General features: G+C 68.7%; 25 protein-coding genes and 8 pseudogenes. 8 read left to right on the forward strand and 25 right to left on the reverse strand.

Annotated elements, in window-relative coordinates; genetic code table 11:
* Positions 1-29 precede the first annotated feature (29 nt).
* The 4 genes and pseudogenes from xdhC to xdhA form a co-directional block, all read right to left on the reverse strand.
* Positions 30-894 (reverse strand): annotated as a pseudogene (xdhC, locus tag ACUDAL_RS06790) (xanthine dehydrogenase accessory protein XdhC).
* Positions 894-2,189, reverse strand: a complete 1,296-nt coding sequence (locus tag ACUDAL_RS06795) for a molybdopterin cofactor-binding domain-containing protein (protein WP_444679329.1) — start codon at positions 2,187-2,189, stop codon at positions 894-896. Before ACUDAL_RS06795 ends, xdhC begins: the two are co-directional and overlap by 1 nt.
* Positions 2,169-3,373 (reverse strand): annotated as a pseudogene (locus ACUDAL_RS06800) (molybdopterin cofactor-binding domain-containing protein); the annotation flags it as partial. The pseudogene ACUDAL_RS06800 and the gene ACUDAL_RS06795, both read right to left, overlap by 21 nt.
* Positions 3,357-4,827 (reverse strand): annotated as a pseudogene (gene xdhA / locus ACUDAL_RS06805) (xanthine dehydrogenase small subunit). The pseudogenes ACUDAL_RS06800 and xdhA, both read right to left, overlap by 17 nt.
* Positions 4,828-5,072: 245 nt before the next feature.
* Here xdhA and ACUDAL_RS06810 point away from each other — a divergent pair.
* On the forward strand, positions 5,073-5,747 hold the full coding sequence (locus ACUDAL_RS06810) for a TetR/AcrR family transcriptional regulator (RefSeq protein ID WP_444679330.1): 675 nt from the start codon (positions 5,073-5,075) through the stop codon (positions 5,745-5,747).
* On the opposite strand, the pseudogene arsJ reads toward ACUDAL_RS06810, so the two are convergent.
* Together arsJ and ACUDAL_RS06820 are read right to left on the reverse strand one after the other, a co-directional pair.
* Positions 5,719-6,926, reverse strand: a pseudogene (arsJ, locus tag ACUDAL_RS06815) (organoarsenical effux MFS transporter ArsJ). The gene ACUDAL_RS06810 and the pseudogene arsJ sit on opposite strands and share 29 nt — an antisense overlap.
* Positions 6,923-7,956, reverse strand: a pseudogene (locus tag ACUDAL_RS06820) (ArsJ-associated glyceraldehyde-3-phosphate dehydrogenase). The pseudogenes arsJ and ACUDAL_RS06820 overlap by 4 nt, the downstream one beginning before the upstream one ends.
* A gap of 92 nt (positions 7,957-8,048) precedes the next feature.
* On the opposite strand from ACUDAL_RS06820, the gene ACUDAL_RS06825 reads away from it, so the two are divergent.
* From ACUDAL_RS06825 to ACUDAL_RS06840, 4 genes are all read left to right on the forward strand, one after another.
* On the forward strand, positions 8,049-8,384 hold the full coding sequence (locus ACUDAL_RS06825; protein ID WP_444677600.1) for a hypothetical protein: 336 nt from the start codon (positions 8,049-8,051) through the stop codon (positions 8,382-8,384).
* The gene (locus ACUDAL_RS06830; RefSeq protein WP_444677601.1) at positions 8,378-8,878 is read left to right on the forward strand and encodes a hypothetical protein; all 501 of its coding nucleotides are present in this window, start codon (positions 8,378-8,380) and stop codon (positions 8,876-8,878) included. Before ACUDAL_RS06825 ends, ACUDAL_RS06830 begins: the two co-directional genes overlap by 7 nt.
* Complete coding sequence (locus ACUDAL_RS06835; protein WP_444677602.1) at positions 8,827-9,867, forward strand: helicase-related protein; 1,041 nt, start codon at positions 8,827-8,829, stop codon at positions 9,865-9,867. Before ACUDAL_RS06830 ends, ACUDAL_RS06835 begins: the two co-directional genes overlap by 52 nt.
* Before the next feature lie 304 nt (positions 9,868-10,171).
* Complete coding sequence (locus tag ACUDAL_RS06840) at positions 10,172-10,576, forward strand: ATP-dependent helicase C-terminal domain-containing protein (RefSeq protein WP_444677603.1); 405 nt, start codon at positions 10,172-10,174, stop codon at positions 10,574-10,576.
* 30 nt (positions 10,577-10,606) lie between these two features.
* On the opposite strand, the gene ACUDAL_RS06845 is transcribed toward ACUDAL_RS06840, so the two are convergent.
* The 17 genes and pseudogenes from ACUDAL_RS06845 to ACUDAL_RS06925 all read right to left on the reverse strand — a co-directional run bounded on the left by ACUDAL_RS06845 (position 10,607) and on the right by ACUDAL_RS06925 (position 18,593).
* Positions 10,607-10,966, reverse strand: a complete 360-nt coding sequence (locus ACUDAL_RS06845) for a hypothetical protein (protein ID WP_444679445.1) — start codon at positions 10,964-10,966, stop codon at positions 10,607-10,609.
* 290 nt (positions 10,967-11,256) lie between these two features.
* Positions 11,257-11,436: pseudogene (locus ACUDAL_RS06850) on the reverse strand (proton-conducting transporter transmembrane domain-containing protein); the annotation flags it as partial.
* A 44-nt stretch (positions 11,437-11,480) separates the two neighbouring features.
* Positions 11,481-12,173: pseudogene (locus tag ACUDAL_RS06855) on the reverse strand (proton-conducting transporter transmembrane domain-containing protein); the annotation flags it as partial.
* The gene (locus ACUDAL_RS06860) at positions 12,056-12,958 is read right to left on the reverse strand and encodes a complex I subunit 5 family protein (protein ID WP_444677604.1); all 903 of its coding nucleotides are present in this window, start codon (positions 12,956-12,958) and stop codon (positions 12,056-12,058) included. The pseudogene ACUDAL_RS06855 and the gene ACUDAL_RS06860, both read right to left, overlap by 118 nt.
* Entirely contained in the window at positions 12,910-13,245 is a 336-nt protein-coding gene (locus tag ACUDAL_RS06865) for a hypothetical protein (RefSeq protein ID WP_444677605.1), read from the reverse strand. Before ACUDAL_RS06865 ends, ACUDAL_RS06860 begins: the two co-directional genes overlap by 49 nt.
* Complete coding sequence (locus tag ACUDAL_RS06870) at positions 13,245-13,484, reverse strand: hypothetical protein (RefSeq protein ID WP_444677606.1); 240 nt, start codon at positions 13,482-13,484, stop codon at positions 13,245-13,247. The genes ACUDAL_RS06865 and ACUDAL_RS06870 overlap by 1 nt, the downstream gene beginning before the upstream one ends.
* Positions 13,481-13,762, reverse strand: coding sequence for an NADH-quinone oxidoreductase subunit K (locus ACUDAL_RS06875; protein WP_444677607.1), 282 nt, complete (start codon positions 13,760-13,762; stop codon positions 13,481-13,483). The genes ACUDAL_RS06870 and ACUDAL_RS06875 overlap by 4 nt, the downstream gene beginning before the upstream one ends.
* Positions 13,759-14,349: an MnhB domain-containing protein gene (locus ACUDAL_RS06880; protein ID WP_444677608.1), complete on the reverse strand. Its 591-nt coding sequence runs from the start codon at positions 14,347-14,349 to the stop codon at positions 13,759-13,761. The genes ACUDAL_RS06875 and ACUDAL_RS06880 overlap by 4 nt, the downstream gene beginning before the upstream one ends.
* Positions 14,253-14,684, reverse strand: a complete 432-nt coding sequence (locus ACUDAL_RS06885; RefSeq protein ID WP_444677609.1) for a Na(+)/H(+) antiporter subunit B — start codon at positions 14,682-14,684, stop codon at positions 14,253-14,255. The genes ACUDAL_RS06880 and ACUDAL_RS06885 overlap by 97 nt, the downstream gene beginning before the upstream one ends.
* Complete coding sequence (gene mnhG, locus ACUDAL_RS06890) at positions 14,681-15,061, reverse strand: monovalent cation/H(+) antiporter subunit G (RefSeq protein WP_444677610.1); 381 nt, start codon at positions 15,059-15,061, stop codon at positions 14,681-14,683. The genes ACUDAL_RS06885 and mnhG overlap by 4 nt, the downstream gene beginning before the upstream one ends.
* Positions 15,054-15,347, reverse strand: coding sequence for a monovalent cation/H+ antiporter complex subunit F (locus ACUDAL_RS06895; RefSeq protein WP_444677611.1), 294 nt, complete (start codon positions 15,345-15,347; stop codon positions 15,054-15,056). The genes mnhG and ACUDAL_RS06895 overlap by 8 nt, the downstream gene beginning before the upstream one ends.
* A complete protein-coding gene (locus tag ACUDAL_RS06900; RefSeq protein ID WP_444677612.1) occupies positions 15,344-15,520 on the reverse strand; it encodes a Na+/H+ antiporter subunit E in 177 nt (58 codons plus the stop codon). Before ACUDAL_RS06900 ends, ACUDAL_RS06895 begins: the two co-directional genes overlap by 4 nt.
* A gap of 58 nt (positions 15,521-15,578) precedes the next feature.
* A complete protein-coding gene (locus ACUDAL_RS06905; protein ID WP_444677613.1) occupies positions 15,579-15,839 on the reverse strand; it encodes a hypothetical protein in 261 nt (86 codons plus the stop codon).
* Positions 15,823-15,951, reverse strand: a complete 129-nt coding sequence (locus tag ACUDAL_RS06910; protein WP_444677614.1) for a hypothetical protein — start codon at positions 15,949-15,951, stop codon at positions 15,823-15,825. Before ACUDAL_RS06910 ends, ACUDAL_RS06905 begins: the two co-directional genes overlap by 17 nt.
* Complete coding sequence (locus ACUDAL_RS06915) at positions 15,948-16,982, reverse strand: HAD-IC family P-type ATPase (protein WP_444677615.1); 1,035 nt, start codon at positions 16,980-16,982, stop codon at positions 15,948-15,950. Before ACUDAL_RS06915 ends, ACUDAL_RS06910 begins: the two co-directional genes overlap by 4 nt.
* The gene (locus tag ACUDAL_RS06920; RefSeq protein ID WP_444677616.1) at positions 16,889-17,845 is read right to left on the reverse strand and encodes an HAD-IC family P-type ATPase; all 957 of its coding nucleotides are present in this window, start codon (positions 17,843-17,845) and stop codon (positions 16,889-16,891) included. The genes ACUDAL_RS06915 and ACUDAL_RS06920 overlap by 94 nt, the downstream gene beginning before the upstream one ends.
* Before the next feature lie 106 nt (positions 17,846-17,951).
* Positions 17,952-18,593 carry an HAD-IC family P-type ATPase gene (locus tag ACUDAL_RS06925; RefSeq protein WP_444677617.1) on the reverse strand — a complete coding sequence of 214 codons (642 nt, stop codon included), beginning with the start codon at positions 18,591-18,593 and terminating at the stop codon, positions 17,952-17,954.
* Between the two features lie 210 nt (positions 18,594-18,803).
* Between ACUDAL_RS06925 and ACUDAL_RS06930 the strand changes: the two are divergent.
* The 3 genes and pseudogenes from ACUDAL_RS06930 to ACUDAL_RS06940 all read left to right on the forward strand — a co-directional run.
* Positions 18,804-19,157, forward strand: a pseudogene (locus ACUDAL_RS06930) (PAS domain-containing protein); the annotation flags it as partial.
* 134 nt (positions 19,158-19,291) lie between these two features.
* Positions 19,292-20,119, forward strand: coding sequence for a diguanylate cyclase (locus tag ACUDAL_RS06935; protein WP_444677618.1), 828 nt, complete (start codon positions 19,292-19,294; stop codon positions 20,117-20,119).
* On the forward strand, positions 20,091-20,546 hold the full coding sequence (locus ACUDAL_RS06940; RefSeq protein ID WP_444677619.1) for a YchJ family protein: 456 nt from the start codon (positions 20,091-20,093) through the stop codon (positions 20,544-20,546). The genes ACUDAL_RS06935 and ACUDAL_RS06940 overlap by 29 nt, the downstream gene beginning before the upstream one ends.
* Positions 20,547-20,555: 9 nt before the next feature.
* Here the strand turns inward: ACUDAL_RS06940 and ACUDAL_RS06945 are convergent, their stop codons facing one another.
* Positions 20,556-21,902, reverse strand: coding sequence for a Na+/H+ antiporter family protein (locus ACUDAL_RS06945; protein WP_444677620.1), 1,347 nt, complete (start codon positions 21,900-21,902; stop codon positions 20,556-20,558).
* 107 nt (positions 21,903-22,009) lie between these two features.
* A complete protein-coding gene (gene hutH / locus ACUDAL_RS06950; protein ID WP_444677621.1) occupies positions 22,010-23,557 on the reverse strand; it encodes a histidine ammonia-lyase in 1,548 nt (515 codons plus the stop codon).
* Between the last annotated feature and the right edge of the window lie 6 nt (positions 23,558-23,563).

The raw sequence follows: 23,563 nt of genomic DNA on the forward strand, positions 1-23,563 counted from the left end.
AGCGGCAAAGCTCCCGCCGGATAAAATTGCTAGTCGAATATTCGGCGCAGCTCGGCCGGCTCCAGGCCACGCTGGTCGGCGCGTTCGGCATTGCCCACCATCGGCAGCAGCTCGGCCAGGGCGGCGATGGCGATGGCGTAGGGCGTCTTGTCGCCGCCTCGGGCCGGTTCGCCATTTGCGTCCCTGGTCATGCCGATGGGGCAGCGCACCCGGGCCAGGGCCGCGTCGTCGTGGCCGGCATCGGTGAGCCGCGAACGGAAGCTGGCCCACTTGCTCTTGGAGCCGATCAAGCCGATGGAGGCGATGTCGTCCCGCTGGAGCAGGGCGTCGACCAGGGCGCGATCCTCGGCGTGGTCGTGGGTCAGCACCAGCGCGTGGCTGCCTGCGGGCAGTGCCGCCACGGCAGCCTGCGGGTCCGGCGCGTGACGGCAGGCCAGGCGTGGTTGTTCCGTGGTCCAGGCCGGGAATACGCCCTCACGGCTGTCGTGCCACAGCACCCGCCAGGGCAGCGGGGCGGCCAGGCGTACCAGTTCGTTGCCGACGTGGCCGGCACCGAAGATGGCAAGCGTAGCCGCGCTGCCGGGGAACACCTCCAGCAGCACGTTGACGAAGCCGCCGCAGCACTGGCCGCTGCGCCCGCCCAGGGCGAAGGCTTCGAGGCTCATGCCGGCGTCGCCCTGTGCCAGCTTCTCGCGGGCGGCGTCGATCACCTGGAACTCGAAGGTGCCGCCACCCAGGGTGTCGAACACGTCGCTCTCGCTGATCACCATGCGCGCGCCGGGCTCGCGGGGCGTGGAGCCGGCGCTGGTCACCACGGTGGCCAGCGCGTGGGCAGCCCTCGCGCTGCAGTCGGTGCAGCGCTTCGTGCCAGGGAGTGGGCCGTGGCGCGTTCATTACGGCGCGCCTCGTTCCAGCCGCGCGCTGTCGTAGCGGCTACGCAGCTCCTCGGCGGCCAGCAGCACCCGCTCCGGCGTGGCCGGGGTGTCGAGTCGCGGCGCTTCGGCGTAGTCGGCCAGGCTGGCCAGGGCGTCGCGCAGCGCCGACCACACCGCCATGCCGAGCATGAAGGGCGGCTCGCCCACTGCCTTGGAGCGATAGATGCTGGCCATGGAGTTGGGGTGGCCCTCCATCAGCTTGACGTTGAACACCGGCGGCAGATCGCCATAGGTCGGGATCTTGTAGGTGGCGGGGCCGTCGGAGATCAGCCGGCCGGCCTCGTTCCACTTCAGCTCCTCGCTGGTCAGCCAGCCCATGCCCTGAATGAAGCCGCCTTCCACCTGGCCGATGTCGATGGCCGGGTTCAGCGAGTCGCCCACGTCGTGCAGGATGTCGACCCGCTCGACCTGGTACTCGCCGCTCAGGGTGTCGACGCTCACTTCCGCCACAGCGGCGCCGAAGGCGTAGTAGTAGAAGGGGCGGCCCTGGCCGACGTTGCGGTCGTAGTGGATCAGCGGCGTGGCGTAGAAGCCCTTCTCGGAGAGCGAGATGCGGTTGAGGTAAGCGGACTGGACCAGCTCGCCCCAGGGAATGCGCTGCTCGCTCTCGCCGTGGCCCGCCACCAGGTGGCCGGCTTCCATACGCATCTCTTCGCGGTCGAGCCCCTGATCCTTGTAGAGGTGCTCATGGGCGAAGTCGAACAGGCGCTGCTTGAGCTTCACGCAGGCGTCGCGGGCGGCCTGGCCGTTGAGGTCGGCGCCGCTGGAGGCCGCGGTGGGTGAGGTGTTGGGCACCTTGTCGGTGCGGGTGGCGGTGATGCGCACCTCGTCGACGTCGAGCCCCAGCTCGCGGGCCACCACCTGGCAGATCTTGGTGTGCAGGCCCTGGCCCATCTCGGTGCCGCCGTGATTGATCATCACGCTGCCGTCGGTATAGACGTGCAGCAGGGCACCGGCCTGGTTGAGGTGCTTGGCGGTGAAGGAGATGCCGAACTTCACCGGGGTGAGCGCCAGGCCGCGCTTGATGATCGGACTCTCGGCGTTGAACTCGGTGATGGCACGCCGCCGCGCCCAGTACTCGCTGCTGGTCTCCAACTGCTCGACCAGCTCGCGCAGCAGCTTGATCTGATCCACCTGCTGGCCGTAGTGGGTGGTCTGCCGGCCGGGGCGGTAGAAGTTGCGCTTGCGCACCGTCAGCGGGTCTTCGCCGATGCGCCGGGCGATGTCGTCCATCGCCGCTTCGATCACCATCATGCCCTGGGGGCCGCCGAAGCCGCGGAAGGCGGTGTTGGAGGCGGTGTGGGTGCGGGCGCGGTGGCCGGTCACCCGGGCTTCGCCCAGGGAGTAGGCGTTATCGCTGTGGAACATGGCGCGGTCGACGATGGCGTCCGAGAGATCGGGGAGTAGCCGCAGTCGCCGATCACGGTGATCTCGCCGCCCTGGATCACGCCCTGCTCATCCACGCCGAGGCGGTAGCGGTTGTGGAACGGGTGGCGCTTGCCGGTAGCGCGCATGTCGTCGGCGCGGGGCAGGCGTACGCGGGTGGTACGGCCGGTGCGCCGGGCGATCAGCGCGGCGATGCAGGCCCAGGGCGAGGCCTGGGTCTCCTTGCCGCCGAAGCCGCCGCCCATGCGGCGCACTTCCACGGTCACGGCGTGGAACGGAATGCCGAGCACCTCGGCCACCAGCTTCTGGGTCTCGCTGGGGTGCTGGTTGGAGGTATGCACGATCACGCCTTCGTCTTCGGTTGGCTGCACCAGGCAGGCCTGACCTTCCAGATAGAAGTGCTCCTGACCGCCGACGAACTGCTCCGCCTCGACCACGTGGGCGGCGCTGGCCAGGGCCTGTTCCCAATCGCCGCTCTGCTGCACGTGGGTGGGGCGCACGAATTCGCCGCGCTCGGCGGCGGCCACCGGATCGAGGCAGGCCGGCTGCTCGTCGATCTCGGCGATGCCCTGGGCCAGCGCCGTGTTCACCGCCTCGCGAGCGGCGCGATGGCTCTCGGCGGCCACGGCGAACAGCACCTGACCGACGTAGCTGATCTCCTCCTCGACGAAGATCGGATCGCCCGGGAACACGGGGCCGATATCGGTGTGTCCCGGCACGTCGTGGAAGCCGACCACGTCGACCACGCCGGGCATGCTGCGCACCTTGTCCAGGTCGAGCCGGGTCAGCCGGCCATGGGCGACGGGCGAGAGCGCCAGCGCCACGTGCAGGGCATCAGCCGGTGCCTTGAGGTCGTCGATATAGGCGGCGCGGCCGGTCACGTGCTTGATCGCGCTCTCGTGGGCGCGAGAGTGCGGATGCGTGCCCGGCGTGACGGTATCGCGGGCCAGCGGGCTGGCACCTTGAATGCGGCCTTCTAGCTCCTCGCGCGCCACGGCGGAGTCCGCGCTCATGTCGTCGGCATTTTTCTTCAGCTTAGTGAGCGTACGCATGGAGCATCACCTCCCGGGGGCTGTCGGTGTCGGCCTGGGCGATCGAAAGGCGCAGGCGCTCGAGCAGGTTGGCGGCGGAGAGCCGGCGGTAGTGAGCGCTGCCACGCACGTCGCTCATGGGCTGGAAGTCGTTCGACAGGGCCTCGCGAGCCGCCTGGAAGGCCTCCAGGTCCGGCGCCTTGCCTTCCAGGGCCGCTTCCGCATTGGCGGCCCGCTTGGGGATGGCCGCCATGCCGCCGAAGGCGAGTCGCACATCTCGCATCACGCCGTTCTCCAGGCGGTAGGCGAAGGCGCCCAGCACCGCCGAGATGTCGTCCTCACGACGTTTGGACAGCTTCCACACCTTGAGAGTTTGGCCCGCCTCGGGGTGGGGCAGGAAGATCGCGCGAATGGCTTCGCCCTCACGCAGCGCGGTGCGCTTGTAGTCGAGGAAGAAGTCGTCCAGCGGCAATTCACGCTCACCCTCGGGGCCGACCAGGCGCAGACGCGAGCCCAGCGCCAGCAGCACCGGCGGGGTGTCGCCGATGGGCGAGGCGTTGGCGACGTTGCCGCCCAGGGTGCCGCGGTTGCGCACCTGCTGGGAGCCGAGGCGGTGCAGCAGGTGGGCGAAGGCGTCGTAGTGCGCTTCCAGCAGCGGTTCGAGACGCGAGTAGGTGACGGCGGCGCCGATCCACCAGCCGCTGCGGCCGTCTTCCAGCGTGGCATCGTCGATGTCGTTGAGTTCGGCGACCCGGGTCACGTCGATGACGTGCTCGAAGCGCGCCAGGCGCTGGGTCGATTCGAGCCACAGGTCGGTGGCACCGGCGACGAGCCGCGCCTTGGGGTGCCGCTTCAGGCAATCGGTGAGTGCTGCAAGCGTGGTGGGCTGCAGGAAGGCGGCGTCGTTATCGGCCGCCTTCGCCTCATTCTTGGGCTCTGCTGGCTGGGTCTCTGCGGCGGCATCGAGCCACAGCGGGCGATTCTCGGGATGCTGGTTCATGCTCAGGGCGGCATCGCGGATCGGGCGATAACCGGTGCAGCGGCACAGGTTGCCGCCCAGCGCGGCTTCCAGGCGCTGCGGCGTGAGGGAGCGGGGTATGGCGCTGCTGTTCATGCAGGGTGAACAGCGACATCACGATGCCCGGCGTGCAGAAACCGCACTGGCTGCCATGACACGCGACCATGGCGGCCTGGGCGGGATGCAGCTTTTCGCCCTGGGCAAGACCCTCGACGGTGACCAGGTAGCGGCCGTTGAGCTGGTGCGCGGGCGTGATGCAGGCGTTGGCGCTGTGATAGCGCAGCTCGCCATTGGGGCCGGGTTCGCCGATGGCCACCGTGCAGGCGCCGCAGTCGCCCGAGGCGCAGCCCTCCTTGGTGCCGGTAGCGCCGAGCGTTTCGCGCAGCAGGTCGAGCACACTGGTTTCGGGCAGCGCCTCGCATTGGCGTGGCTGCCCATTGAGCAGAAAGTGGATCATCGTCTTGTCTCTTGTTGACCTTGTGATTCTAGACCTGACGGCCTGCGGGGAAGCGTAATAAGTCTTGTGTTGACCATGTGGTCAAGATGTCATCAGCTTGGGCCAGGATCCACTGTTTTGCAAGACCCGGTTGCCTGGTCGGGGTGCGCCGCGCCCGTTTTCTCCTAAAGCGCCATTGGCAGCGCGAAGGGGCTCAGGCACTCTTTGGCCTTCCCTTCGCACCAGGGTAGGTTCCGATGTCCGATATGTCTGAAACCGAGTCGCTGTGCCGCCCCAGTTCGGGTAGCGATGGCAACGGCGCCACGCGCAAGCGCAACGAGCGCGAGATACTCGAAGCCGCCGAGCGTGTCTTCGCCCAGTACGGCTATCGCGGGGCCAGCGTGCAGGCCATTGCCGAGGAGGCCGGGCTGCCCAAGTCCAACGTGCTCTATTACATGGGCAACAAGCGGGGCCTCTACGTGCGGCTGCTGGAGCGCATGATGGCGCGCTGGAACGCCCTGCTCGACGATATCAGCGTGGAGGACGACCCGGCTGAGGTGCTCGAAGCCTTCATTCGCAGCAAGATGGAACTCTCGCAGCGTCACCCCGAAGGTTCACGCCTCTTCGCCGCGGAGATCCTCGGCGGCGCCCCGTTCCTGCAGGACTACCTGCGCGGTGGGCTGCGCGAGTGGGTGCAAACCCGAGCCAAGGTCTTCGAACAGTGGGCCGAGCGCGGGCTGATGGATCCGGTCGATCCGGTGTGGCTGATCTTCCTGATCTGGTCGGCCACCCAGCACTACGCCGACTTCCAGGCCCAGGTGCTCGGCATCACTGGAAAGGAGGAGCTCAGTGACGCCGACCTGGAGCGGATCACCCGCTTCCTGACCCAGGTGATCCTCAAGGGGTGTGGGGTCAAGCCTCCTTCGGCAACGCCAGGCTGATCGCCACCGTCGCCAAGAGCATGGCGCTTGACACCCACAGCGTGGCGCTGAGGCCGCCGGTCATGTAGAGCCAGCCGGAGAGCAGGGTGCCGATCAGCCGGCCCATGGCGTTGGCCATGTAGTAGAAGCCCACGTCCAGCGAGACCCCGTCCGAGCGCGCCATGCGCACGATCAGGAAGCTGTGCAGGCTGGAGTTCACCGCGAACACCGCGCCGAACAGCAACAGCCCGCCCAGCAGTACCACGTGCGGCTGCCATTCCCACTGAAGGCCGAGCGCGATCAATGCCGGTAGCGCCGCCAGCGCCGCGGCCCAGGCGATGGCGGCGCTGCGGCCCGCCGTACGCCCGGTGATGCGTGGCGCCACCGCCTGCACCGCCCCGTAGCCGATCACCCACAGCGCCAGAAAGCCGCCGACCCGCCAATGGTCCCAGCCGAACTGGGTGGCGAGGAACACCGGCAGCGCCACCACGAACCACACGTCGCGGGCGCCGAACAGGAACATGCGCGCCGCCGAGAGAATGTTGATCGCCCGGCTCTTGGAGAGGATCTCGCGGAACTTGGGCTTGGCCTTGGCGCGGCCCAGGTCGGCGTCGAGGCGCAGCAGCGAGAGGCCGAGCACGCCGGCGAGCATCAGCGCCATGGCCAGTATCGCCCCTGGAAGCCGATCAGCGTGAGCAGCAGCCCGCCGAGAAAGAAGCCCACTCCCTTGAGCGCGTTCTTCGAGCCGGTGAGCAGCGCCACCCAGCGGTAGAGCGAGGTGTGTCCTGAGTCGCCCGCCGGCACCAGCCCCTTGATCGCGCTCTTGGCGCTCATCTTGTTGAGGTCCTTGGCGATGCCCGAGAGCGCCTGGGCCGCCATCACCCAGGGCACCGTGAGCCAGGCCGTGGGAAGGAGCAGCATGGCCAGGGCGACGATCTGCAGGCCCAGCCCCAGGTTCATGGTGCGGTTGAGCCCCAGCCGCGCACCCAGCCAGCCGCCCACCAGGTTGGTCACCACGCCGAAGAACTCGTAGAACAGGAACAGCAGCGCCACTTCCAGCGCCGAATAGCCAAGCTGGTGGAAGTAGAGCACCACCAGCATGCGCAGGGCGCCGTCGGTGAGCGTGAAGCCCCAATAGTTGCCGGTCACCAGCAGGTACTGGCGCACCTCGCGGGGCAGGGCGGCAACGCGGGCGATCATTCCTTGTTGCTCTCCACCCCGGTGGCGTTCCCCACCTTGGCGGCCAGCTCCGCGGTCCGGCAGGCGTAGCCGTACTCGTTGTCGTACCAGGCGTAGAGCTTCACCTGGGTGCCGGCGACCACCATGGTGGAGAGGGCGTCGACGATGGAGCTGCGCGGGTCGGAGCGATAGTCGATGGAGACCAGCGGGCGCTCCTCATAGCCCAGGATACCGGCAAGCTCGCCCTCGGTGGCCTCCTTGAGCAGGGCATTCACTTCTTCCACGGTGGTCTCGCGTTCGACCTCGAAGACCACATCGGTGAGCGAGGCATTGGCCAGCGGGACCCGCACGGCGTGGCCGTTGAGCTTGCCGGTGAGCTCCGGGAAGATCGCGGTGATCGCCTTGGCCGAGCCGGTGGTCGTCGGAATCAGGCTCATGCCGCAGGCCGGGCACGACGTAAATCCTTGTGTGGGCTATCCAGGATCACCTGGGTGTTGGTGATGTCGTGGATGGTGGTCATCGAGCCGTGCCGGATGCCGAGCTTTTCATGAATCACCTTGACCACAGGTGCCAGGCAGTTGGTCGTGCAGCTCGCGGCGGTGACGATACGGTGCTTGGCCGGGTCGAACAGATGATCATTGACCCCCAGCACGACGTTGAGCACGCCCTCCTCCTTGACCGGGGCACTGACGACCACGCGCCTCACGCCTTGGTCCAGGTAGCCCTGGAGCTTGGCGCTGCTCTTCATCTTGCCCGAGCACTCGATCACCACGTCGCAGTCGGACCAGTCGGTGTCGGCGATCTCGCGATTGGTGCTGAAGGCGATGCGCTTGCCGGCCACTTCGATGGCGTCCTCGGTCGACGTGATATCATCGCCGCCGCCGCTCCACTGGCCGTGTACCGAGTCGAACTGCAGCAGGTGGGCGAAGGTGGCGGCGTCGCCGCCCGGGTCGTTGATGCGCACGAACTCGAGGTCCGGGTGGGTCCAGCCGGCGCGCAGCGCCAAGCGACCGATGCGACCGAAACCGTTGATGCCGATGCGTAGGGTCATGTCGGGGCTCTCGTGTCTGTAGAGAAAGTCGTGAGTGAATGTCGGGTGGCGAAATATATGGCAAATCGTATATGAAGCGAGATGACAATTCGATGACGCCCGGCGGCGAACTGCCCATCGATGCCCAGCTGTCGGCGATTCGCCAGGCGCTGGCCGCGCATTCCCGCGTGCTGCTCGTCGCCGAACCCGGGGCGGGCAAGACCACCCGGGTGCCGCTGGCGCTGCTGAACGAGGCCTGGTGCCTGGGTGAGCGCGGCGCAGCCCGCCTGCTGCTGCTGGAGCCGCGGCGGGTGGCCGCGCGCCTGGCCGCCGGCTTCATGGCGGAAAGCCTGGGTCAAAGAGTCGGCGAGACCGTGGGCTACCGCATGCGCGGCGAGAGCCGGGTGGGGCCCAGCACGCGGCTCGAGGTGGTCACCCAGGGGTGCTGACGCGGATGCTGCAGGACGACCCGCTGCTCGAAGGGGTGAGCGGCATCGTCTTCGACGAGTTTCACGAGCGCAGCCTGGAGGCCGACCTGGGACTGGCCCTGGCGCTGGATGCCCAGTCGGTGCGTGACGATCTGCGCCTGTTGGTGATGTCGGCCACCCTCGACGTCGAGGCGCTGCTCGGCGTGCTCGGCGAAGCCACGCCGCTGCTCGAAAGCCAGGGGCGAAGCTTCCCGGTGGAGACTCGTTATCGTCCGCTCAGCTTTCGCTCCAACTCCAACTCCAACTCTAGCTCCAGCTCTCGCGACGATGCCGCAAGCCAGCAGGCGATAGCGGTAGGGGAGGCCCTTGCCCTGAGCGAAGGCGATGCCCTGGTGTTCCTGCCCGGGGTGGCCGAGATCCGCCGCCTGGCGAGGAGCTGGCCAGCCGTCGGCCCGAACTGGCGGTGCGCGAGCTGCACGGGCGGCTGCCGCTGGAGGAGCAGCGCCGCGCCTTGAAGCCCGAGCCCGACGGTCGGCGGCGCGTGGTGCTCTCCACTGCCATCGCCGAATCCAGCGTCACCGTGGATGGCGTACGCATCGTCATCGATGCCGGTCAGGAGCGGGTGCCGGTGTTCCAGCCGCGCAGCGGGCTCAGCCGGCTGGAGACCCGTCGCGTCAACCGTGCCAGCGCCGACCAGCGCCGTGGCCGGGCCGGGCGTCAGGGGCCGGGGCTTTGCCTGCGCCTGTGGGCCGAGGAGCAGCCGCTGCCGGCTCACGGCGAGCCCGAGATGCTGCAGGCCGATCTCGCTCCGCTGGCCTTCGAGCTGGCCCGCTGGGGCATCGTCGACCCGGCCGGGCTGGCCTGGATCACGCCGCCGCCCGTCGGGGCGCTGGCGGCGGGGCGGCGCTTGCTGCAGCGGCTCGGCCTGATGGATGAGGGCTTCCTGCTCACCGAGCTGGGTCGAAGCTGCGTACGCTGGCCCACCCATCCGCGCCTGGCGGCGATGCTGGCGCGTGCCGGCGAGCTCGACGCCGCGCCGCTGGCCTGTGCCCTGGTGGCGACGTTGGAGGGGCGCGATCTCGACGGCGAACAGGACCTGGAGCGCACGCTGCAGGCCCGCTTGGCGCAGCCCACCGCTCACCGTCAATGGCAGCGCGAGGCCCAGCGCCTGGCGCGGATTGGCGGCGTGGGCTTGGAGGTCTCGAGCCTGGCGCCGCTGGGGAGCTGCTGGCGCTGGCCTATCCGGACCGCGTCGCGCAGCGTATCCAGCACGATGCCGGGCCGGGTCGCTTCCGCCTGGCCTCCGGCGGACTGGCGACCCTGCCCGAGCGCCATCCACTGGCCCATGCCGAGCTGCTGGTGGCCGCCGAGCTGGACGGCCAGGCCAGCGGTGCGCGCATCTTCCGCGGCGTGGCCATCGAGCGAGCGCGGCTCGAGGCGCTGTTTCCCGAAACACAAGAGTGGCGGGCGAGCCTGGAGTGGTCGGAGGAGCAGGGGCGCCTGATCGGCGAGCAGGTACGCGGCCTGGGGGCGGTGGTGCTCGAGCGCAAGCCGCTGCAGTCGCTGCCGCCGGAGGCGGTGCGCCAGGCGCTGCTCGACGCCCTGCGCCGGCGCGGCGAGCTGCCCTTCGACGACAGCGCCGAGCAGCTGCGCGGCAGGGCAGCGCTGCTGCGCCAGGCGTTGGGCTCTCGGGGGATCAAGACTGTGAGGATGAGCAGGATTGGCCCGACTGGTCGCTGCCGGCGCTGCTCGACGAGCTCGACGCCTGGCTGGGGCCGCACCTCGACGGCGTCAGAAGCCTCGACGCGGTGGCGCGGCTGCCGCTGGGCCGCTTTCTGCTCGACAGTCTCGACTGGTCGCTGCGCAGCCGCCTCGATGCGCTGGCGCCGGAGCGTCTCGAAGTGCCCAGCGGCTCGCAGATACGCCTCGACTACACGCCGTGCCTGGAGGGGCGGCCACCGGTGCTGGCGGTGAAGCTGCAGGAGACCTTCGGCTGGCGGGAGTCGCCGCGTGTCGCCGAGGGGCGTGTCGCCGTGTTGCTGCACCTGCTGTCGCCGGCCCGGCGCCCGCTGCAGGTCACCGCGGATCTCGCCAGCTTCTGGGCCAACGGCTACCCCGATGTGCGCAAGGAGATGCGCGGCCGCTACCCCAAGCACCCCTGGCCCGTGGACCCCACCACCGCCGAGGCCACTGCGCGGACCAAGCGACGCTGAGGCTCGGTTCCAGGCCTGCCGCCGTCGTCATTATCCCAGCAGGGCGCCGGCGGCCATGCCGAGCGCCATGACACCGAGTGCAATGCCAAACGCCGGCCAGGGCATCAGCCACGCCTCGCCCCGCTTTAGCCGCCAGGCCAGCCGGATCAGCGTGCGTTCGCCCTTGGCGCCCAGGCGCAGTTGCAGGCGCCGGAGCTTCAGGCTCGGTCGGAAGCGCTGGCCCATTCGCGCCAGCAGCAGCACCCCCAGCGCCAGCAGCGGCGCGATGGCCGCCGAAGCCAGGGCATAGCCGGGAGTTTCGGTGAGCGGCATTTGCCAGTGCCAAGCCCAAGCCAGCAGCACGGGAAGCGCGCCGAGCAGCCACCAGGCGATCCACAGCCAGGCCGGCACCGCCAGGGTCTGCTGCTCGGGGACGTACGATGCAGGCGCCAGAACAGCCGCAGCATCAGCAGCGTGGTCGCCAGGCCGGCACCGAACAGCGGCCAGGCGGGCCAGCCACTGGCGTGGAACGCCGACTCCATCGCCGCCTTCACCAGCGCGCCGCCGCCTGGCGGCACGCCGGCAAGGGCGGCCGCAGGAAGCACCAGGCCCCACAGCGCCCGCCGACGGTCGCGCCCCTGCAGGCGGTTGGCCATGCCTGCCCCGAGAAACAGCGCGGCCTTGGCCAGCGCGTGAGTGGCGGCCAGCAGCAGAAGTGCCGCCATGGCGGCCTGGGTTGCCCTGGCCTGCAGCACCAGCCCCAGCAGGGCGGTGAGCAACCCCATCTGGCTGACGCTCGACCAGGCGAGAATCGCCTTGGTATGGGTGTGGAACACGCCGCGCAGCGCACCATAGAACGCCGCGGCGAAGCCCAGCACCACCAGCGGCGCGCCCCAGCCGGGTGTCGCTTCCCCCAGGGCAGCAGGCGCAGCGCCCCGAGCAGGCCGAGCTTGATCATCAGCCCCGACAGGATGGCACTGGCCATGGGCGGCGCGACGGGGTGTGCCACGGGCAGCCAGGCGTGTACACCGAGAACACCGGCCTTGATGGCCAGCCCCAGGCCAAGGCTCGTCAGTGCGAGCGGCGAAAGTGCCTCACTGCCGAGCTGGCTGAACCGCAGGTCGCGGCTCTCGTTGGCGATCAAGGCCAGGCCCAGCAGCATGGCCACTTCAGCCAGCAGCATCATTCCCAGGTAGCCAGCGCCGGCCAGGCGTGCCGCCCGGTGACCGTCGTGTTGCACCATGGCCCAGCCCAGCAGGCTTAGCAGCGCGGCGCCGGTATAGAAGGTGAGCAGGTCGTCGGCGAGGAGCGCCATGACATGCACCGCCGCACCCAGCAGCAGGAGACCCAGCAGGCGATTCGCCGCCGGGAAGGTGGCGCGCCAGTAGCGGGTGGCCAGGATCACGAGCGGCCAGACGACCAGGGCAGGGGCGAGGAAGGCAAGCCCGATCGAGTCGAGGCGCAGGCCGTGAAGGCCCGCCTGCCCTCGGCCCAGCAGCACTAGCCCCCAGACCCAGGCCAGGGCGGCCAGCCCCAGCGCCAGCACGGCCAGGTGGCGGGAGGTGCGATTGGCACCGGCTGGGGTGGCCTGCGTTGCCGGGCGCCTGGGCAGGGGCATAGCCCGATATCGAACAGCCGCCACAGGCAGGCGGCGGTAAAGAACGTGCCGAGCAGCACCGCCGCCGAGATGGCGACGCTGCCGCTTTCCAGCGATGCCTGCAGTAGCCACCACTTGCCGACGAAGCCACCCGTCGGCGGGATGCCCAGCAGGCTGGCCCCGGCCAGGGCCATGGCCAGCCAGGCCATCGGCAGGTGCTGGGCGCTGCCGGCCAGGCGGCTCATCCGGTCGTGCCCATGCGCCGCGATGATGGCACCGGCGGCCAGGAACAGCGCGCCCTTGGCCAGGCCGTGGGCCAGCAGCACCTGCAGCGCGCCGTCGAAGGCCAGGCCCTGCGGCGCCAGCGTCGGGGTCGAGCGGGTGGGACCTGGCAGGCTCAGCATCAGCAGGGCATAGCCGCTCTGCGACAGCGTCGACCAGGCGATCAGCAATTTCAGACGGGTCTGCAGGGCGGCCTGAATACCGCCCCAGGCCAGGGCGACGGCGCCGGTCAGCCCCAGCCAGTGGGTCTGCAGGCTGTGCAATATCGCGAACGGCCCCAGCCAGAGTCGCCAGGTCAAGAACAGCGTGACCGCGACGACCACCGCCGACAGCATGGCGCTGACCGGCGCCTGGGCCCGGGCATGCGCGGCAGGAAGCCAGGTGTGCAGCGGAACCATGGCCGACTTGATCAGCAGGCCCAGCGTCATCAGGGTGGCGGCCAGCCGGAGGGTGGAGTCGTCCTGCACGGCCTGGCTCAGCAGGGCGATATCGAGGCGGCCCGTCTGTCCATAGAGCAGGGCCACGCCCAGCAGGAACAGCAGCGACGCCAGCAGCGATGCCAGCAGGTAGCGCAGTGCCGCCGCGCCATAGGGTCGCCCGGCGAACGCGCCACCAGACCGACCCCCGCCAGGGTGACCAATTCCAGGGTGACGTAGAGATTGAACAGGTCCTGCGACAGCAGCAGCGCATTCAGGCCGGCCCACAGCAGCCACCACAGCGGCCACAGGTAGCGGTCGTCGGCGCTGGCGCGATCCGCCAGCAGCGCCAGGCTGGCCGCGGCGGCCACGCACGCCGTCATGCCCAGCATCATCAGGGTGGGCAGATCCAGCTGCCAGGCAATGCCCAGGGCGGCGGCCAGTTGCCGAGCGCCAGCTGCAGCGCTTGCCCCTGAAGGGGCGCGCTGGCGAGCGTGGCCAGGCTGCCCAGGATCAGCGCCAGGCCCAGGCCCACCTGTTGCCGCGCGCCGAGCCAGCCGAGCACCGCCGTCAGCGCCAGGCACAGGGGCGCGACGACGATCAGCGCCAGCGCCACCGACTGGACTGGTGTCACCGCTTGGCCTCTTGCCGTCTGCGTACCTCGGCCCTGACCACCAGTGCCAGAGCGGCGGCGGTGGTGCTTACCGCCACGACGATGCCGGTCAGCACCATCACATGGGGAACCGGGTCGATGCCCGCGGGGGTCTTGGCCAGGCCCACCAGCAGCAGGAACACGGCGCTGGCCAGCACATTGAGTGCCAGGATACGGCGCAGCAGGTCGTGGGTCTGGAACAGCCCGACCACCGCCATGCCGCACAGCAGGGTCGCGATGAAGGTGTAGAAGGCGCTCATTGCCCGGGCTCCCCGTAGAGATAGAAAGCCATCAGCATCAGTGCGATGGAGAGTGCGGTGGCGATTTCGACGGCTACGATAAGCGCGGTCGCCAGTTGAATCGGCAAGGCCAGGAAGGTGCCGGTCAACAGCAGGCCGCCGAGCCCCACGGCGAGAAACAGTGCCAGGCCGGCGCACAGCAGCAGGCGCAGCAGCGGCTGCTTGGCCGGCCGATGGATCCAGGTGACGCCATTGGCCAACAGCAGCAGCACGCCGCCGGCGCCCATCACGGCGCCGGCAGGGAAGGCGCCGCCAGGCGCGTGTGAGCCACGCCACAGCAGGTAGACGGGCACCAGCAGGAAGAGCGGATGCAGCAGGCGCGACAGGGCGGGCAGGCCGGGCAGGGCAATGGCCGGGGCATAGGGGCGAAGTGCCGGCCCCAGCGACCAGATCAGCATGACGGCGCCCAGCATGACGGCTACTTCCAGCAGCGTATCGAGGGCGCGCAGGTTCAGCAGCACCGCAGTGACAGGGTGGCTGACGCCTGTCGCATCGAGTGCGCCGGTGACCTCCAGCGCCAGGCCGGGGCGAGGCAGAGAGTGGGCCACCCAGGCCAGCCAGCCAGCGCTGAGGCAGGCGGCGCCAAGCGCCATCCAGCGCAGGGGCGCTGCCAGCGGTGCGGGTGAGCTCCCAGGCTGGTGCCGGCCGGCAGCCGGCCTAGCGCGGTCAGCAGCAGTGCGCCGGTAACCCCGGCACCGACGGCGGCCTCGGCCAGGGCGATGTCCGGCGCCGAAAGGCGCACCCAGGCAAGTGCCATCAGCAGCTGAAACGCCATGAAGTGCACCACTGCCGCGAAGCGGCGGGACAGGAACAGTGCCTGCCAGCCCAGCCACAGCATGCCGGCTGCCAGCAGCGCGTCGAAGCCCCAGGCCAATGTTGTCACTTGCGCACTCCTTCCTCCTTCACGGCAGGCATCTCGTCGCCGCCCTGCCCGGATCCGGCGTCCGAGCTGGCGTGAGCCGAGGTGCGTGGAGTGATGCCGCAGGCCATGGCCGTCGAGGCGATCAGGGTGGCCCCGATGCCCGAGGCCGCCAGCATCAGCCCCCAGATCAGCAGCAGCTTGACCGCCTCGGCTAGGCCCTGTGCCTGCAGGGCCAGGCCCAGGCAGATCAGCCCCAGGCCCAGGTTGTCGGCCTTGGTCAGGGCGTGCAGCCGCGCGTAGACGTCGGGAAAGCGGATCAGCCCGAGGCTGCCGGCGAGGAAGAACAGCACCCCGGCACCGATCAACAGCTGTCCCACCACCCAAAGTGCGTCAGTCATGGCGTGCCTCCTCGCGGGTCTCGCCTTCCTCGCGCAGCAGCGTCCAGGTGCGGGTGACGAAGTTGGCCATGCCGATGGCGGCCAGCAGCGCGAACAGCAGCGCCACGTCGGTGAGCGGCGTGGCACCTTGGCTGCCCAGAAGCAGCAGCACGGCGATGGTGGACGTGGCGATCAGTTCGGCGGCCACCATACGGTCGGCGCTGGTGGGGCCTCGGTGGATGCGCCAGGCACCCACGCCGGCATTGGCCAGCAGCAGGCCGGCGGCAGCGAGATAGAGTGCGGTCATCGAGCCTCCTTTTCCGACGTGCGAGGGGCAGCGAACAGCGGGGCGACACGGCGCTCCAGCCGCTGCAGTGCGGTGGGAATGTGGTGGCGGTAATGCAGCACATGCACGTGCAGACGATCGTGCTCGATACGTACGCTGAGCGTGCCGGGAATCAGGTTGATCAGGCTGGCCATGAACAGCCGCCCGGGCCGTCCGGCAGCTGCTGCCAGCGGTGCTCGATCACGCGGGTATCTAGCTCGAGGGGCGGCGGCAGGCCAGGCAAGCAACCTCAATGCCGCCCTGCAGGCCGAGCCAGAGGGCAGCTGGCAGGAAGCGCAACCAGGCCAACGGCCTGAGCGGCCAGGTAGGAGCCGGCATCACCAGCGCCGCCACCACCACGGCGGGCAGCCCCCAGCGCCAGCCGTCAGGATCCCCGCCGCTGATGGCCCACCACAGCAGCGCCGGCAGCGCCAGGCGCCGGGCCCAGCGAGCGATGCTACTGGGTGGCGGCACTGGCCTGGTCGCGCTGACCGGACTTGGGTGTGCCGTGAGCGCTCCGCTTGCGCAGCACCCACTTCTCCAGCTCCACGATCAGGAACAGCGCCACGCTGGCGGCCAGGATCACCAGCCAGTGCAGGGCCCCAGGGCGGCACTGCCGAACACCGCCTGCATGAACGGCAGGTAGGTCCAGCCGAGCTGCAGCATCACCACCAAGCCGATGGCGAGCCACACGGGGCGACTGCCGAAGATGCCGCGCAGCGAGAGGGCGCTGTTGACCAGGAAGCGGCTGTTGATCAGGTAGGCCGCGCTGCCCATGACCAGCATGTTGACGGCGCCGGAGCGTGCCAGCTCCTCGCTGCCGCCCTGGACCTGCAGAATCCAGCTGAACATGCCGAACACGCCGATCAGCAGCAGGATCGAGACGAATACCACGCGCCAGAGCAGGAACAGGTCGAGCAGCGCGGCGGACGGGTCGCGCGGTTCGCGCCGCATGATGTCGTCCTCGCTCTTTTCGAAGGCGAGCGCCAGGCCCAGCGTGACCGCCACTACCATGTTGACCCACAGGGCCTGCAGCGGCGTGACCGGCAGCAGCGTGCCGCCCAGCACGGCGAGCATGATGGCCAGGCCCTGGCCGCCGTTGGTGGGCAAGATGAAGGTGACGGTCTTGCGGATGTTGTCGTAGACCTTGCGGCCCTCTTCGATGGCCCCGACGATAGTGGCGAAGTTGTCGTCGGCCAGCACCATCTCGGCGGCTTCCTTGGCCGCCTCGGTGCCCTGGATGCCCATGGCCACGCCGACGTCGGCCCGCTTGAGCGCCGGCCCGTCGTTGACGCCGTCGCCGGTCATGGCGCAGATGCCGCCCTGGGCCTGCATCGCCTTGACCAGGCGCAGCTTGTGCTCTGGGGCGGCGCGGGCGAAGACGTCGATCTCGAGAATGCACGACTCGAGCTCCTCATCGGACATCGCTTCGACCTCGCGCCCGGTCAGCGCCTTGTCGGTATGGGCGAAGCCGAGCTGTTCGGCGATGGCGCGCGCGGTCACGGCATGGTCGCCGGTCACCATCACCGGGCGAATCCCCGCCTCGAGACACTGCTTGACGGCTTCAATGGCGGCTTCGCGCGGCGGGTCGAGCAGGCCGACCAGGCCGAGCAGCACCAGCCCTTCTTCCGCGTCGGCATCGTCGAGTTCCCCGAGAGGGCATCGGCGTCCTTCTCCGCCAGCGCCAGCACGCGCAGGCCGCGAGACGAGAGCGCATGGATGCGCTCCTCCCACTCGGCTGGGTCGAGCTCCTGGTCGCCATCCGCAGTGCGTACCTTGTGGCACATCTCCAGCAGCCGATCCGGGGCGCCCTTCACCAGCAGGCGCTTGCCGTCCAGCTCGTTGAGGGTGGCCATGTACTTGCGCTCGGATTCGAAGGGGATTGCGTCCTGGCGGGGGTGTTCGTCACGCAGCTGGTGGGTGTCCAAGCCGCCCTTGGCGGCGGCCACCACCAGGGCACCCTCGGTGGGGTCGCCGTGGATGACCCAGCGCTCCTCCTCCTGGGCGAGCTCGGCGTCGTTGCACAGGGTGCCGACCTTGAGGAAGTGGGCCAGCGCAGGATGGTCGTCCAGGCGGATCTCGTCGCCATGCTCGGCGCTTTCCGGATCCTGCGGCGCCTCATGCAGCTTGCCTTCCGGGGCGAAGCCGATGCCCGAGAGCCGGTACTCGCCTTCAGCAAGCCAGATCGCTTGGGTGGTCATCTCGTTGCGGGTGAGGGTGCCGGTCTTGTCGGAAAAGATGGTCGAGATCGAGCCCAGGGTCTCGACCGCAGGCAGGCGCCGGATGATGGCGTTGCGCTTGGCCATGACCTGGACGCCCAGCGCCAGGGTGATGGTGACGATGGCCGGCAGGCCTTCGGGGATGGCGGCCACGGCCAGGCCCACCGCGGCCATGAACATGGCGCTGACGGGTTCGTCGTGCACCACCACGCCGATCGCAGCGGTGATGGCCGCCGCGGCAAGAATGAAGATCGCCAGCACGCGGCCCGCGCTGTCTAGCTGCCTGAGCAGGGGGTCTTGAGCTGTTCGACACCGCGCAGCATCTCGGAGATTCGCCCGATCTCCGTGCGCGTGCCGGTTTCCACCACTACCCCTGGGCGGTGCCCTGCACCACAATGGTGCTGGCATAGACCATGGCGCTGCGATCGCCCAGGTCGGCATCCTCATCCACGGGATCGGTCTGCTTGTCGACCGGCGTGGACTCGCCGGTCAGCGCCGCTTCCTCGGTGCGTAGCCGCTTGGCTTCCAGCAGGCGAAGGTCGGCGGGAACACGGTCGCCGCTTTCCAGCATCACGATGTCGCCCGGCACCAGGTCCTCCGCCGAAATGGTCTGGCGCTTGCCGTCGCGCAGCACGCTGGCCTGCGGCGAGAGCATGTTGCGAATGCTCTCCAGGGCCTGCTCTGCCTTGCCCTCCTGGAAGAAGCCGATCAAGGCGATGATGATCACCACCGCGACGATGGCCAGGGCATCCAGGGTGTGGCCGAGGAAAAGGCTCGCCACCGCTGCCACCAGCAGGATGATCATCAGCACGTTGTTGAACTGTTCGAGCAATCGCCGCCACCAAGGCCGCCCCTTTTCTTGCTTCAGCCGATTCGGACCATGCTGTTCGCGTCGTGAGGAGGCGTCGTCATCACTCAATCCGTCGCGGCTGCTTTCGACCTTGGCCATTGCCTCGTCGAGGGACATGGCGTGCCAGGCGGTACGGGGAGCGTCTTGGCGATCGGGCATTTCCTTTTCTCCGATTGCAAATGGGATAAACTCGTTGTATCACAGCAGCATGCTGCGCTGCAGTGATGCAGGGCAAGCTTTGTTCGCTAACCCATGACTGCGACACATTGACGCATCCTGCTGTCAATTAAGGGTCACTGGGCCATAGGACAATAGGCATGGGGCGTGCTCGGCCTATGCTAGTGGTTCCAGTGTAGGGGGAACGTCGTCATGAACGAAAGTGACGGTCTGCTTCATGAATTTTTCATGAACTGCACGGACGTGTGTTTCGTCATGGATGTCACTGGGGGAAAGGTGTTTCAGTTTCGGCTGGTGAATGCTGCTGCCGCCCGTAAGACTGGCCTCACTCCTCAGTGCTATGTAGGCCGCCAGTGGCAGGAATTGCTGCCACCGGCCCAGGCCAGGTGGCTGGCGAAGCAGCTGCGCGCCTGCGTTCGTGCTAAGACCCCTCGGGTCTTCGATGCCACGCTGGACTTTCCCGCCGGCCAGCTCGCCTGGCAGCTGAGCCTGACGCCGATCTTCGATGCCAACGGCACCGTGGTACGAATACTCGGCGTGGCCCGCGATATCACCTGGGATCGTCACCTTGCTCATCGCCTGGAGCAGGTGGCGGACTGGCTGCCGGGGTTCATCTATCAGCTCCATTACACCAGCGAGGGGAGTGGCACTTCACGTTCGTTGGACGGCGTGTCCACGAAATGTTCGGCGTGGAAGCGGCAGACGCCAGGCGAGACAGCCGCATGCTGTTCAACCGTATCCATCCCGACGACTATTCGCGCGTTATGGAGGAGAGCCTGGCGTGCGTGGAGCTGCTCCGGCCGTGGCACAGTGAGTTCCGCATGATCCACCGGGAAGGCCACATGCTGTGGGTCGAGGCTTACGACCTGCCGCAGCGGCTTGAGGATGGCAGCGTGCTTACCACCGGCTATGTGAACGACATTACCGAGCAGAAGCAGCTTCAGGTACGCCTGGAGCACCAGGCCCAGCACGATCCACTCACCGGCCTGCCCAATCGGGCCCTGTTGATGGCCCACCTGCACCAGGCGCTGGTCCTGGCTCAACGCCGCCATGGGCTGCTTTCGCTGCTTTTCATCGACCTGGATGGCTTCAAGCCCATCAATGACACCCATGGCCACGCCCTGGGAGACCAGTTGCTGACGGCGGTGGCGCTGCGAATGCGCGCCCGGCTGCGTGAGTCCGACGTGTTGGGGCGCCTGGGTGGCGACGAGTTTCTGGTGCTGCTGGAAGGAACGGGCGCTGAGGATGCCCTTCGCTTGGGCGAAGCCCTGTGCCATGACCTGGCGCAGCCCTTCCTGATTGGTGAGATCAAGGCCTGCATTTCAGCCAGCATCGGTATCGCAAGCTATCCAGAGCACGCCACGACGCCCGAAGTGCTGCTCGAGGCCTCCGATGTGGCCATGTATCGCGCCAAGCGAGCAGGGCGCAACGGAGTGATGCGCTATGATGCGACCTCGATCGAACTGAGCGAGAGCAAGCATGAGCGACCCGGCACGCTGCCCCTGTGATCCGACCCGCCCCTATGCCGGCTGCTGCGGCCGCTTTCATGCGGGTGAGGCGGCGCCGACCCCCGAGGCGCTGATGCGCTCCCGCTACAGTGCCTTCGCCCTGGGGCTCGACGATTACCTGCTGGCGACCTGGCACGCCAGCACTCGCCCAACGGACCTGAACCGGGACGAGGCCACCCACTGGATACGGCTCGAGGTGCTCGATCACCGCGCGGCGGGCGAGCGTGGTCATGTGCATTTTCGCGCCACCTTCCGCGAAGGCAGGCGCCGGGGTGTGCTGGAGGAGAACTCACGCTTCGTGCACGAGGCGGGGCGCTGGTGCTATGTCGACGGCGAGCCGACCCTGGCGCGCCTCAAGCCCGGCCGCAACGACCCTTGCCCCTGCGGTAGCGGCCGCAAGTTCAAGAGCTGCTGCGGGACGATGTGAGGCTCGACGCTACAGCAGCATGGCGGCCGCCCAGCCGAATGCGATCAGCGGCACGTTGTAGTGCAGGAAGGTCGGCACCACGGTATCCCAGATATGGTCGTGCTGGCCGTCGGCGTTGAGCCCGGCGGTGGGGCCCAGGGTCGAGTCGGAGGCCGGCGAGCCGGCATCGCCCAGCGCCGCGGCGGTGCCCACCAGGGCGATGGTGGCCATGGGCGAGAAGCCGAAGCTGAGTGCCAGCGGCACGTAGAGCGAGGCGATGATCGGCACGGTGGAGAACGACGAGCCGATGCCCATGGTGATGAATAGGCCGACCAGCAGCATGATCAGCGCCGCCAGGCCCTTGTTGTCGCCGATCAGCTCCGCCGAGCCCGCCACCAGCGCGGGCACCTCGCCGGTGGCCTGCATCACCCCGGCGAAGCCCGCCGCGCTGATCATGATGAAACCCACCAGCGCCATCATGCGCATGCCTTCGGTGAAGATGTCGTCCTGTTCGTGCCAGCGGAACACGCCGCTGACCGAGAGCAGGGCGAAGCCGAACAGCCCGCCCAGCACCATCGAACCCGAGAGCAACTGGATCGCCACGGTGCCCACCAGTGCGGCGCCGAGCACCGCCATCTGCCACGGCGCCAGGTGCTTGGCCGCCTCGGCGGGTGTCTCGTCGCCGTGAGCCAGGTCGCGGTCCTCGTAGTGGCGCGGCCGGCGGTAGCTGAACAGCACGGCGACGGCGAGCCCCAGCGCCATGCCGCCGATGGGCATCAGCATGGCCATCGGCACCATGCCGCGGGTGACCTCCAGGCCCAGTTCGGCGCCGCTCTCGTTGAGATTGGCCAGCAGGATGTCGTTGAGGAAGATCGCGCCGAAGCCCACCGGCAGCAGCATGTAGGGCGCGGTGATGCCGAAGGTGATGACGCAGGCCGCCACGCGACGATCCAGGCGCAGGTGGTTCATCAGCTTGAGCAGCGGCGGCACCAGCACCGGAATGAAGGCGATGTGCACCGGGATCAGGTTCTGCGAACTGACCGCAGTGGCGAGCAGGGCGCCGAGCAGGGTGAAGGCGACCCAGCGGCGGCTCGACGGCTGGTCGTCCAGGTGCAGCCCGCGGATGGCTCGGCTGGCAATCAGTTCGGTGACGCCGGAGCGTGACAGCGCTACAGCGAAGGCACCCAGCACGGCGTAGGAAAGGGCAATGGTGGCGCCCTTGCCCAGGCCCTGGTTGAAGGCATCCATGATCGCACCCAGCGGCATGCCCGCCACCAGGCCTCCCACCAGGCTGGCGGCGATCAGGGCGAAGACGACGGAGACGCGGGCAAGGCTCAAGGCGACCATGACCAGGATGGCCAGAACGATGGCATTCATGTGTGGCTCTTGGATGAATAAACGGGTGTGATGATGCGGGTTTTGCAGCATAAAGCCCCGGGCCGAAGCGCCGGGGCAGCGTATCTTACCTCAATGGGGCGGCTGGGTCAGTGGCTGGGCAGCAGCTCCACCGGCACCAACGCATTGAGCACCCGCGAAGTGAGCAGGCGGGTGGCGCTCTCGATGTCGGGAGCGAAGAAGCGGTCGCGGTCGTAGTAGTCGACCTGGCCGCGCAGCGCCTTCCTGGCCTGCTCGAGGCGTGGCGTGCTGGTCAGGCGATGGCCGCTGCCGTCGACGCGGAAATCGAGCCCCTGGCAGGCCGCCAGCCACTCGATGGCCAGGATGCCGCGCACGTTGTCGGCCATCTCCCACAGCCGCTTGCCGGCGGCCGGCGCCATGGAGACGTGATCTTCCTGGTTGGCCGAGGTGGGCAGGCTGTCGACGCTGTGCGGATGGGCCAGGGCCTTGTTCTCGCTGGCCAGCGCCGCGGCCGTGACCTGGGCGATCATGAAGCCGGAATTGACCCCGCCGTTCTCCACCAGGAACGGCGGCAGCTGCGACATGTGGGTGTCCATCATCAGCGAGACGCGGCGCTCGGTGAGCGAGCCGATCTCGGCCAGGGCCAGGGCCAGGTTGTCGGCGGCCATGGCCACGGGCTCGGCGTGGAAGTTGCCGCCGGAGAGGATGTCGCCTTCGTCGCTGAACACCAGCGGGTTGTCGGAGACCGCGTTGACCTCCACGGCCAGCACCTCGGCGGCCTGGCGAATCTGGGTCAGTACGGCGCCCATCACCTGGGGCTGGCAGCGCAGCGAGTAGGGGTCCTGCACCTTGTCGCAGTGGGCGTGGGAGTCGCTGATCTCGCTGCGCTCACCGAGCAGGTGACGGTAGGCGGCGGCGGCATCGATCTGGCCGCGCTGGCCACGGGCGTCGTGGATGCGGGCATCGAACGGCGAGCGTGAGCTGAGCGTGGCTTCCACCGTCAGTGCGCCGCACACCGTGGCGGCGGCGAACAGGTCTTCGGCCTCGAACAGGCCTTTCAGGGCGTAGGTGGTGGAGACCTGGGTGCCGTTGAGCAGCGCCAGGCCCTCCTTGGGCGCGAGCCGCAGCGGCTGGAGCCCGGCGATCTCGAGGGCCTGACGGGCAGGAATCCATTCGCCGCGATGGCGTGCCTTGCCTTCGCCGAGCAGCACCACGCTCATGTGGGCCAGCGGTGCCAGGTCGCCGGAGGCGCCCACGGAGCCCTTGAGCGGGATGTGCGGATAGACCTCGGCGTTGACCAGGGCGAGCAGGGCGTCGAGCACTTCGCGCCGAATGCCGGAGAAGCCGCGCGCCAGGCTGTTGACCTTGAGCACCATGATCAGGCGCACCAGGGCGTCTTCCATGGGCTCGCCCACGCCGGTGGCGTGGGACAGCACCAGCGAGCGCTGCAGCTCTTCCAGGTTGTCGTGGTCGATGCGGGTCTGGGCCAGCAGGCCGAAGCCGGTGTTGATGCCGTAGACGGTGCGGTCCTCGGCGACGACACGATTGACGCAGTCGACGCCGCGCTGGATGGCGGCGTCGGCGCTGTCGGGCAGCGTCACGCGCAGCGGCGCCTCGAAGACCTGGCGCGCCTGTGCCAGGGTCATCTTGCCGGGTCGAATGTCGAGATGGGTCATGAATGG

The organism is Halomonas sp. E19 (assembly GCF_052439355.1).
Taxonomy (GTDB): Bacteria; Pseudomonadota; Gammaproteobacteria; order Pseudomonadales; family Halomonadaceae; genus Halomonas.